The 1275-nt window shown below is 48.2% G+C and carries 9 tRNA genes and 1 rRNA gene; all 10 read right to left on the bottom strand.

The features are described from left to right. Nucleotides 1–125: 125 nt before the first annotated feature. Nucleotides 126–201, bottom strand: a tRNA-Ala gene (locus tag AAGS61_RS20800). Between the two features lie 12 nt (nt 202–213). Beyond that, a tRNA-Pro gene (locus AAGS61_RS20805) sits at nt 214–290 on the bottom strand. Between the two features lie 20 nt (nt 291–310). Further along, nucleotides 311–387: transfer RNA gene (locus AAGS61_RS20810), tRNA-Arg, on the bottom strand. 15 nt (nt 388–402) lie between these two features. After that, nucleotides 403–491: transfer RNA gene (locus AAGS61_RS20815), tRNA-Leu, on the bottom strand. A 5-nt stretch (nt 492–496) separates the two neighbouring features. After that, nucleotides 497–571: transfer RNA gene (locus tag AAGS61_RS20820), tRNA-Gly, on the bottom strand. A gap of 42 nt (nt 572–613) precedes the next feature. Beyond that, a tRNA-Leu gene (locus tag AAGS61_RS20825) sits at nt 614–698 on the bottom strand. 12 nt (nt 699–710) lie between these two features. Continuing rightward, nucleotides 711–786, bottom strand: a tRNA-Lys gene (locus tag AAGS61_RS20830). A gap of 4 nt (nt 787–790) precedes the next feature. Continuing rightward, nucleotides 791–866: transfer RNA gene (locus tag AAGS61_RS20835), tRNA-Thr, on the bottom strand. 9 nt (nt 867–875) lie between these two features. Further along, nucleotides 876–951, bottom strand: a tRNA-Val gene (locus AAGS61_RS20840). A gap of 10 nt (nt 952–961) precedes the next feature. After that, nucleotides 962–1077, bottom strand: a 5S ribosomal RNA gene (rrf, locus tag AAGS61_RS20845). Nucleotides 1078–1275: the final 198 nt, after the last annotated feature.

Below are 1275 nucleotides of genomic sequence, written 5' to 3' on the forward strand. Positions count from 1 at the left end.
CTCCATAAAAGAATTTGAGTAAGCTCAAATTTGCTGGCATCATGTTTGATGTCCAAAATTTTGTTTCTTATTCAGAAACGTTTATTGTTAACGTTTTGCTTGTTCAGTTTTCAAAGTTCATAAATTGGTGGAGCCTAGCGGGATCGAACCGCTGACCTCCTGCGTGCAAGGCAGGCGCTCTCCCAGCTGAGCTAAGGCCCCTATATTTTTTAATGGTCGGGAAGACAGGATTCGAACCTGCGACCCCTTGGTCCCAAACCAAGTGCTCTACCAAGCTGAGCTACTTCCCGGATATATAAGGTAATACTATTGGCGCGCCCGACAGGAGTCGAACCCATAACCTTCTGATCCGTAGTCAGACGCTCTATCCAATTGAGCTACGGGCGCTAATTTAAATTAAAATGGTGCCGAGGGCCGGAATCGAACCGGCACGGTAGTCACCTACCGCAGGATTTTAAGTCCTGTGCGTCTGCCAGTTCCGCCACCCCGGCACATATGGAGCGGAAGACGAGGTTCGAACTCGCGACCCCCACCTTGGCAAGGTGGTGTTCTACCACTGAACTACTTCCGCATGTGCATAAGATTTTTTAATCTGGCAATATATGAAATTAAATGGTGCGGGTGAAGGGAGTCGAACCCCCACGCCTTGCGGCGCTAGATCCTAAGTCTAGTGCGTCTGCCAATTCCGCCACACCCGCATATTATTAAAATGGTGAGCCATGAAGGACTCGAACCTTCGACCCTCTGATTAAAAGTCAGATGCTCTACCGACTGAGCTAATGGCTCAAAATGGTGCCGGCGATAGGAGTCGAACCCACGACCTACTGATTACAAGTCAGTTGCTCTACCAACTGAGCTACACCGGCATTTTGAGATGGTGGAGGATGACGGGCTCGAACCGCCGACCCCCTGCTTGTAAGGCAGGTGCTCTCCCAGCTGAGCTAATCCTCCTGGGTATTAAGCGAAGCGATGTCCTACTCTCGCAGGGGGAAGCCCCCAACTACCATCGGCGCTAAAGAGCTTAACTTCCGTGTTCGGTATGGGAACGGGTGTGACCTCTTTGCCATCATCACTTCACTTATTTAAGGACAAGATTTATTATATCACATTCTATATGATATGCAAGTACTTTTTTCATAAAGTATCATTTTTTCTTGTTCTTTCAAAACTGGATAAACGGTGCATTGTGCACAACACAAAATGTGGTTAAGTCCTCGACCGATTAGTATTCGTCAGCTCCATGTGTCGCCACACTTCCACCTCGAACCTATCTAC

Source organism: Lysinibacillus sp. KU-BSD001 (assembly GCF_042920265.1).
Lineage (GTDB): Bacteria > Bacillota > Bacilli > Bacillales_A > Planococcaceae > Lysinibacillus_B.